We start from the raw sequence: 7,692 nt of genomic DNA, 5'->3' as shown, positions 1-7,692 counted from the left end.
GAGTAGCTGAAGGCTCCGAGGGCGAAGATGGCACTTAGGAAGAGAAATAGTTTCAGTTGGGTCTCCCAGAAAACTCGCTCCAATTCTTAGAGCAATTTAAATATGTTAACCATCAAATTGTCTGCATGTCCTGTGTGCACATGGAGGACATTAGTCTAGAAATGACAGTTACTGAAGAAGAACCCGAACCCTTAACCGAATCCACGACCCCTAAAAAGCAGTATGAATGCTTAGAAGACCTCCCAGGCGTAGGACCCGCCACAAGCAAAAAACTACAAGAAATGGGCTTCCACACCATCGAATCCCTCGCTACCGCCACCGCCCGCGAACTCGCACCTGCAGGCATCAGCGAGAAAAAAGCCCTAGAAGTCATCCGCCACGCCCGCGGAACCATTGATCTAGCCTTCGTCCGCGCCGACGAACTCCTCAAACAACGCCAAAAAATCCATCGCCTCACAACAGGCAGCACAATCATAGACAACCTCCTAGGCGGCGGACTCGAAACCCAAACAATCACCGAATTCTACGGACAATACGGAAGCGGCAAAAGCCAAGTATGCCACCAACTCTGCGTCAATGTCCAACTCCCACTCGAACAAGGCGGACTGGACGCCGCAGCACTCTACATAGACACCGAGAACACATTCCGCACCGAACGCATAGTATCAATGGCAAAACACCTCAACCTAAACCCAGAAGGGGCAGCACGAAATATAATCGTCGCCGACGCCTACACCAGCGACCACCAAGTCTTCCTCCTCGAAAACGCCGACAAAATAATAAAAGATAACAACATCCGCCTCATCATCATCGACTCTCTCACCGCTCACTTCCGAAGCGAATACGTAGGAAGAGAAACCCTTGCCATCCGCCAACAAAGACTAAACAAACACATGCACAAACTAATCCGCCTAGCCCGCGCCTTCAACGCCGCTGCAGTAGTCACAAACCAAGTCATGTCAAAACCCGATGTCTTCTTCGGCGACGCCGTCCACCCAATAGGAGGACACATAGTAGCCCACACAAGCCACACACGCGTCTACCTCCGCAAATCCGCTCGAGGACCCATACGCATCGCCCGCCTCGTCAGCAGCCCATACCTCCCCGACGGCGAAGGCATCTTCAAAATAACCCAAAACGGCGTAGAAGAAGTAGACCCAGACGAACAAACAAGGAAACGATAAAGCATGACCTTCCCCCAAGCCCTCGCTACACGCTACTTCCAACTCATCAACAACCACCAACTCACAGAAGCCCAAAGACAACTACAACGAATAAAACAACAAACCCCAAAAACACAATGGGATCACGGATACTACAAAGCCCTCCAAGGCATGCTCCTCACCCGAAAAACAAACGGCAACCAACACGCCTTCCTTCAAAACATTAATCCAAACAGCAAAACAGCAGTAGAACAATACAAAAACGAATTCTCGAAACACATCAAAAGCAGATTCCACGACGACTTCGACCGAGGCTTCTTCTCCGCATGGACAGACTACACACAACTGCTGATCAAAACGATAGAAGAGTCAAAGCCAAAAGCGGATCCTGAAGGACAGACAAGCATCGCCCAGTACGCAGAGTCTACCCAGAAACAGGGGTAACGTTAAAAACCACGTTTAAGTTTTGCAGCCAGTCTAATGTTAATTCTTGGCTTTGGTTAGTGTTTCCTAGCTCGAAAGTGTAAGCTCCCGGTGGCAACAGAGCCATCCTAAGAGTTCCGGACGTGGTGGTTTTGTTTTGAACGAGTTGGCCTGTACTGCCCCGTGCAGTTACCCAGAATTCTTGGCCTTCAGCTAAGTTTCCTGTGTCGTTGATGTATATGTTGACTGACGCTGATGGCATAAGCATGGTAACGATTAGAGTCCATGAGACGATCCAAGCGAAGAAGTAAATTCCGATTCCTTGTGTTATTATTTTTTGTTGTTTCTCAACTCTTGCGAAGAACTTGGATTTAATGACGTAGTAGGTAGCGAGGTAGAAAAGTATTGCAAAGGATATTCCTGTTAGCAACGTGTATATGCTAATGAGGTCAGAGGATACTGAGAAGTATATGTAAACCGTGCATAAAACTCCGATAACCAGTCCTAAAGCAGCGCGAGTCCAGTAAATTGTGGTTAGTGGTTTCATGAAACTTCAGCTCAAATCAGTTTTGCTTTTTCTTATACATTCAACGACTTCTAATTTAAGGTTTTGACTAATAACGAGAACAGTAGAGATGTCTTCTGCATTTCCTCTCTTTTTTCTTGGCTGCTGAAGAGTGACTTTATCTATATAATCAAATGTTAAACTAAGACAAATTCAGTTTTAAGCGACTTCAATGAAATCATGGACTTGGTTTTTTGAAGACCTTTTTCTTTGGATATCACGTCTCTTAAGAAATTATAGTACTCATCTTGACCTTTTGTTCGAACTTTTACAATTAACTCCCAATCTCCAGCGACAAGATCTACACTCTCAACCTCCTCATGTTTAGTCAAATTCCTTGCAATTCTTTCGGGAGTAAGATATTCACTAGGTGACAAAGCGACGAGAATATATACACAAAACCCTTCATCGATTTTCTTGTAATCAAAAACGGCTCTGTAAGTTTTTATCGTCCCTTCATTTTCTAGCTTCTTTATGTTGTAGTGTATAGTTGCGGAAGGTTCATTAATTGTTTTAGCTATTCTCGCAATTTGTGGAGTACAATAGCCTTCTTTAAACAGTTTAACCAATTTAGGCTTTATGTTTTTCATGTTATTGAATGACGTTCGATTTTATAAAAATTTTTTGTACTGTATTTGAATGTTATTCAGATAGATAATTATTGACGATAGCTGTTATTTATATTGTGGTGAAAGTAATGAAAGGATTGCACTTTAAAAAAGCTGGCTCAATCAGAAAGACCATTCAAACTCGATTAACCTTACCCCTAAAGAGAGCATTCAAACCATTTGATTCTGAACTGTTCTTTGACCTCAAAGCTACTAAGAAAACTATAGCTGATACTATTCCTACTTATGATGGTGGACGAAGATGCGTGCATGCAATGGAAGCGCAGAAAAATTTTGCTATTAAACTAATCTATAAGCAACAACGTTATTGCTAATAGTTACGAGTGGGGATATCTCCGGATTACCCGTTTTTCTGTCGATTTTCCCGTTGAAGAATCATTAAACAATTAGAACAACTCTCCTTCAATAATCAAGTCTTCTTCAAGCTCTACATCAAAGTCTTCGCTTTCGTTATAGACAGAAGAAATATCGGGTTTCTCTGGATTGAGAAAAGATTTGAGTTTTGCCATGGATAATAATCATCTTCGGTGTGTTGATCGTCGATTGTGCTTTGCACGGCTTTACCCGCAGACAGTAATTATCCCTCTTTTTCTGTTTTTGTAGGGTACCTACAACCTTTTAGCGAAGTACATTAATGCGCGCAGAAGTTAAATAGCCCGTGCATAAAATTTCAACCTCAGTTTCGTTCTTAAGGTGTTCAAATGACGAAGAAAAAAAGGCTGACCCGTGACATCATAATTCAAACCCTTGTCGATGCCCTAGAACTACTCGATTATACCCACGCTTTTTGGGAAGGAGGTGCCGCAGCATTCGACCGGATCGATGAATGGTCTGATATTGATCTCTATCTGGTCGTGGACAACAAGAAAGTGAATGAGACGTTCTTCACAGTCGAAAAAGCCTTGAAATCGTTGTCCTCTATCACGCAGAAGTATGAGGTGTCACATCCACCGTCGTCAGGTCTCTTTCAGGCCTTCTACAAATTGGATGACGCAAGCAAGTATCTTATAATCGACCTTGCTGTCTTGAAGCTCAGCAGTCCGGACAAGTTCCTAGAACCTGAGATCCATGGTAATGTTGTGTTCTACTTCAACAAATCCAATAAGGTCAAGCCTCCTTCATTGAACAAGAACGTGCTCGCCAAGAAATTGCAGAAAAGGTTGAAAAGATTGCAAGCAAGATTCGATATGTTCAGCAATTTCGTACAGAAGGAGATCAACAGAGGCAATCAAATCGAAGCCATCGATCTCTATCATGGTCTGACTCTCGCAACATTGGTTGAAGCGTTACGCGTTAAGTATAACCCTGTTCATCATAGCTTCAAGACGCGCTACATACATTATGAACTTCCATCCGAGACGATTAAGAGACTCGAGCATCTCTACTTCGTCAGAGATGAGAAGGATCTGCAAGAGAAATATCATAAAGCAATTAGGTGGTTCCACGAGATAATGTCAGAGATCGATCAAAAGGAGATAGAAAGGCGGATAAGAACGTCAAAAGGTCTCGCGAGTACGTAAATTTGATTGCCTAATTTATAATTTCCAATTAAAAGAAATCCCAGAAATTTTTGTTTTTCCAACTATTTTGGAAATAGAAACTTAGTTTGCGGAATGTGCACAACGATTATGGCAGAAAGTGTAAACTTCCTTATAAATCCTTAAAGCGCTCTACTATTATTTTGTTTCAAAAAGAGAGAAGAACAGTGAAAAAAACGCTAACAAGCTTCGACATAGCTGCCGTTGTCTTAGAGCTTAAAGAGCAGCTTAAAGGCGCTCGCATACAAAACATTTACCAAATCAAAGGAAAAACAGTGATTCTGAAACTTCATCAAGCTAACCAGCCAGCCTTAAACCTTCTAATTGAAGCAGGCAAATGTTTACACTTAACCTCTTATATTCTGGAAAAGCCTCAAAGACCGCCTGCCTTCTGTATGGCTCTCCGCAAACATCTCAGAAACGGCACAATCACTGAAGTTAGCCAGCACGAGTTTGAACGCATTGTAGTCATCAAAACCAAAACGAAAGAGGGAGACTCTAAGCTGGTTTTAGAGTTGTTTGCCGACGGCAATGTAATACTCGTTGACGCTCAAGAGGTTATCCAACAGGCTCTCATGTTTAAGAGGATGCGTGACCGAAACATTTTACGAAGAGAACCTTTTCAACAGGCGCCTTCTAGCGGAAAAAATCCTCTACACCTCAAGCCGTCGGATTTGCTTAAACTAACAAAGTTCGATGGTTTAGAGGTGGTTAAGGCACTTACAAAGTTTTTGAGCATCGGTGGCATGTACGCTGAAGAGATTCTTCTCCGTGCACAAGTGGATAAAAACAAGAGATGTGAATCGCTGAAAAATAGTGATTTTAATAAAATCTTCACAGCCCTTAGCGAGATTGTTTCTCAGCTTGAAACTGGAAAGTTTAAACCTTGTATAGTAATGGATAGAAGAGGAAAATGGATTGACGTAGTTCCCATCCCATTAAGGAAATATGATGAGTTAAAGTGCAAGAAGTTTAGAAGCTTCAATGAAGCCTTAGACGAGTATTACGCAAAAACCTTTGTCGAGCGAAAAGCTACAGCAGTGTCAGGGAATGCTGAGCAGGAGATAGCTAGACAGCAGAGAATCCTCAACGGGCAACAAGCGTCTTTGGAAAAGGCGAGACAAGAAGCTGCACGAGTGAGAATAGTTGGAGACAAAATTTACACTCATTTCCATCTGCTACAAACGTTTTTGCTGAGAATTATGGATGAAAAGAGAAGCGGAAAGACATGGCAGGCGATTGTTTCTGAGGTTAAAGACAAGAAAAAAAAAGGAAAAGCACCATCAGTTTATTTTGAATCTTTAGATACGAAGAGGCTGGTTCTAAACTTGTCGATTGAAGGCTTGGCTTTTTCTCTCAAGCTTCGTGACTCGGTTCAAAAAAACGCGGCAACTTACTATAATCGAGCTAAAAAAGCAGAGAAGAAAGTGAAAGGCGCCGAAAAGGCGATGGAAGAAACGTTAAGTCGCATTGAAGAACTGAGACAGCAGAAAGAAGTTGTGGTTGAGGAAGCTAGTAAGCCGATTGTTAAGAGAAGGAAGAAGGCTTGGCATGAGAAGTTTAGATGGTTCTACACCTCAGAAAACTTACTAGTGGTCGGCGGAAAAGACGCTGTTACAAACGAAATTCTAATAAAAAAACACACAGACTCCCACGACTTGGTTTTCCACGCTGACATTGCAGGCGCCCCCTTTGTGATAATAAAGACAGAAGGAAAAGCGCCTTCCCAACAGTCAATAAGCGAAGCAGCCCAGCTAGCGGCTTCACATTCACGAGCTTGGAAAGCCAAGTTCAGCGCAATCGACGTTTACTGGGTGCATCCAGAACAGGTGAGCAAAACTCCTCCCTCTGGAGAATACCTTCAGAGAGGAGCTTTCATGATACGTGGCAAGAAAAATTATGTCAGAAAAACTCCGGTGCGGCTTGCCATGGGAGTTGACGTTAAAGCAACACCGCCCACAGTGATGGGTGGACCGAAAGAAGCTGTGAGGAGTAGAACTGACACTTATGTGGAGATAGTTCCTGGAGAGCTTTCGAGTAGTAAGCTGGCGAACAAGATACGACAAGTGCTGAAGAAGAAAGTTTCCAAAAACCTCCAAGAAAAGGTCTCTAAGATTCCCATCGAAGAAATACAAGCATTCATCCCCTTTGGAAAAGGAAGAATAAGTAACCACTGAAAAATCGGAAGAAACTGCAAAAAGACACATATGTGAGGTTTGTGCTTTGCTATCTATGCACGAGAATGGTTTCGCTTAACTCTCCGCTTTCCAAAGCGTATATTGCTTGGCAACACTAATAAACCAACACGAATAGCTGCTTTGGTTGCAGGTGTCATTTTTGGCGTCACAGGTCGCTATAGTTGAGTTAAACGGAGATGCCCAAGAATCCTTTAACCACGCGCTCAAGCTTATCGGAAAAATGGACGATTTAAACACGACGGAAAGATCTGTCGTTGTCAAGGTAGGAGTCTTTAACCACAAAAGTCCCAGAATAAATTATCCCACGATCAGCGTGGTCAGTGCAATCGTTAATAGCTTCAATAAAGCACCACAGATCTATCTAGTCGAGTCGGACAACTACAAAGGAACAGGTTCGGAACGACTTCAAATCTGGAAGGAACTCTTCACTGAACGAGTTGTTCCCTTCAACCTCTCCGATGACATGGACATGAAAGAAGTGGAGGTTGCTAACGAAAAAATGAGGCTTTCGCACATACTTTTCAAACCTAACGTCTTCGTAAGCACCCATGTGTTACGCAGATATGACAAAGGGACCATTTTGAAAAATCTTTTTGGCTTGGTTCCAGACAGAAAGAAAGCGAGGCTCCACAAAAAACTCGTAGCAGTCCTACTTGACGCTTATGAAGCAATTGGTGGGGTAGATCTCGCCGTAATAGACGCCACCCGCACATATTCAGGTGCAGCCGCAATCAAGGCATTAAACACCAACTTCCTTGTGATGGGTAGGGACGCAGTTGCCGTCGAGACAGTTGGAGCAATTCTTGTCGGTTTGAAGCCTGAGAAAATGCAGGTGATACAAGAAGCTGTGAAGAGGGGTCTAGGTGAGGGAGACATTGAAAAAATTGAGGTTTTGGGAAATCCCATCGAAAGTATCAAAGAAAGGCTTCGACAGTTATAAAAAGCTCAGCAATCACTGAAAACTCAAAGAAGTGTAACAAGCTACGCACATCGTGGATTAAATTTCACTGATAACCGACGAACATGTTCAATGGCTTTCAACTTTTTTCCTTTGTTCTAAGCGCTGTAGGGGGACCCCCATCGTCAGGATTAACTGGCTACGGACCATTGATTCTTCTTACTCCGCTTTTTCTTGCGCTGTATGGCTTCTTTATTTCCATTGGCCAACTCGAAGGA

Annotated in this window: 9 protein-coding genes; 6 read left to right on the top strand and 3 right to left on the bottom strand. The window is 43.0% G+C overall.

The window, feature by feature from the left end:
- Window positions 1-161: 161 nt before the first annotated feature.
- Window positions 162-1,184 carry a DNA repair and recombination protein RadA gene (gene radA, locus OEX01_08980; GenBank protein ID MDH5449114.1) on the top strand — a complete coding sequence of 341 codons (1,023 nt, stop codon included), beginning with the start codon at window positions 162-164 and terminating at the stop codon, window positions 1,182-1,184.
- Between the two features lie 3 nt (window positions 1,185-1,187).
- Window positions 1,188-1,607, top strand: coding sequence for a hypothetical protein (locus OEX01_08975; GenBank protein ID MDH5449113.1), 420 nt, complete (start codon window positions 1,188-1,190; stop codon window positions 1,605-1,607).
- Here OEX01_08975 and OEX01_08970 read toward each other — a convergent pair.
- Together OEX01_08970 and OEX01_08965 are read right to left on the bottom strand one after the other, a co-directional pair.
- Window positions 1,588-2,133, bottom strand: coding sequence for a hypothetical protein (locus tag OEX01_08970; GenBank protein MDH5449112.1), 546 nt, complete (start codon window positions 2,131-2,133; stop codon window positions 1,588-1,590). The two genes, OEX01_08975 and OEX01_08970, sit on opposite strands and share 20 nt — an antisense overlap.
- Window positions 2,134-2,288: 155 nt before the next feature.
- A complete protein-coding gene (locus OEX01_08965; GenBank protein MDH5449111.1) occupies window positions 2,289-2,720 on the bottom strand; it encodes an Lrp/AsnC family transcriptional regulator in 432 nt (143 codons plus the stop codon).
- A 92-nt stretch (window positions 2,721-2,812) separates the two neighbouring features.
- Between OEX01_08965 and OEX01_08960 the strand changes: the two genes are divergently transcribed.
- Window positions 2,813-3,094: a hypothetical protein gene (locus OEX01_08960; protein MDH5449110.1), complete on the top strand. Its 282-nt coding sequence runs from the start codon at window positions 2,813-2,815 to the stop codon at window positions 3,092-3,094.
- Between the two features lie 72 nt (window positions 3,095-3,166).
- Here OEX01_08960 and OEX01_08955 read toward each other — a convergent pair whose 3' ends face one another.
- Window positions 3,167-3,289, bottom strand: coding sequence for a hypothetical protein (locus OEX01_08955; GenBank protein ID MDH5449109.1), 123 nt, complete (start codon window positions 3,287-3,289; stop codon window positions 3,167-3,169).
- A gap of 192 nt (window positions 3,290-3,481) precedes the next feature.
- Here OEX01_08955 and OEX01_08950 point away from each other — a divergent pair, with 192 nt between their 5' ends.
- From OEX01_08950 to OEX01_08940, 3 genes are all read left to right on the top strand, one after another.
- Window positions 3,482-4,300: a nucleotidyltransferase domain-containing protein gene (locus OEX01_08950; GenBank protein ID MDH5449108.1), complete on the top strand. Its 819-nt coding sequence runs from the start codon at window positions 3,482-3,484 to the stop codon at window positions 4,298-4,300.
- Between the two features lie 185 nt (window positions 4,301-4,485).
- Window positions 4,486-6,495 (top strand): ribosome rescue protein RqcH, encoded by a 2,010-nt coding sequence (rqcH, locus tag OEX01_08945; GenBank protein MDH5449107.1) that lies wholly within the window; start codon window positions 4,486-4,488, stop codon window positions 6,493-6,495.
- 160 nt (window positions 6,496-6,655) lie between these two features.
- The gene (locus OEX01_08940; GenBank protein ID MDH5449106.1) at window positions 6,656-7,456 is read left to right on the top strand and encodes a DUF362 domain-containing protein; all 801 of its coding nucleotides are present in this window, start codon (window positions 6,656-6,658) and stop codon (window positions 7,454-7,456) included.
- Window positions 7,457-7,692 lie beyond the last annotated feature (236 nt).

This window comes from Candidatus Bathyarchaeota archaeon (assembly GCA_029882535.1).
Taxonomy (GTDB): Archaea; Thermoproteota; Bathyarchaeia; order Bathyarchaeales; family SOJC01; genus JAOUKM01.
Note: the sequence above shows the minus strand (reverse complement) of the source record. Positions and strands in the feature narration are given on the sequence as shown.

Excerpts from the sequence above, each read along its gene's own strand:
- OEX01_08970 (MDH5449112.1), bottom strand. The coding sequence starts at position 2,133 with ATGAAACCACTAACCACAATTTACTGGACTCGCGCTGCTTTAGGACTG.
- OEX01_08950 (MDH5449108.1), top strand. The coding sequence starts at position 3,482 with ATGACGAAGAAAAAAAGGCTGACCCGTGACATCATAATTCAAACCCTT.
- OEX01_08955 (MDH5449109.1), bottom strand. The coding sequence starts at position 3,289 with ATGGCAAAACTCAAATCTTTTCTCAATCCAGAGAAACCCGATATTTCT.
- radA (MDH5449114.1), top strand. The coding sequence starts at position 162 with ATGACAGTTACTGAAGAAGAACCCGAACCCTTAACCGAATCCACGACC.
- OEX01_08975 (MDH5449113.1), top strand. The coding sequence starts at position 1,188 with ATGACCTTCCCCCAAGCCCTCGCTACACGCTACTTCCAACTCATCAAC.